Here is a 578-nt window from a genome sequence, read left to right as displayed (position 1 = left end):
CCACTATTTTACCANNCTGCTGATTGGACTCCAGATAGTGATGCGCTGCTACTATCTCTTCAAATTTAAAGCTTCGATCAATGACAGGCTTGAGTGTTCCTTCGGATAAACCCGAGAGGATAAATTGCTTTGCTCTGCGAAAACGCTCGATGTCTTTTATAACTTCAGTAAACACATACCCCCTAACAATCAGACTTTTACGAAGTGCTATTTTTAAGGGAAAAGGAGTTATTTCGGGACTTAATGCTCCGTGTACTATTATTGTTCCTTCAGGGCTCATTGCTTCAGCAATTTCAGCTATCTGCGGCCCACCGACAGCATCAAATGCGATTTTTAAATTGTTTTCTCCCAAGATACTTCTCAAGCTATCCAGCAGCGGTTTCTTCTTGGGTTGCAATCACATGGGCCGCGCCAGCCTTGAGCACAGCAGCCTTTTTAGCTCCTGTTAGAGTTGTAGCGATACGGGGACTACCCCCCCGGGGTAATTCACAATTTGAACTCGCAGCCAATCCAACACTGCTCGATGCGGTCGGTTATCAGTACTGCATCGCCTTTTTAGCACGTTAGCAATTTCGACC

Annotated in this window: 1 pseudogene; it reads right to left on the bottom strand. The window is 45.3% G+C overall.

The features are described from left to right. Positions 1-578 (bottom strand): annotated as a pseudogene (locus tag ACX5J7_RS17045) (zinc-binding dehydrogenase); the annotation flags it as partial.

This window comes from Alteromonas infernus, assembly GCF_902705815.1.
Note: the sequence above shows the minus strand (reverse complement) of the source record. Positions and strands in the feature narration are given on the sequence as shown.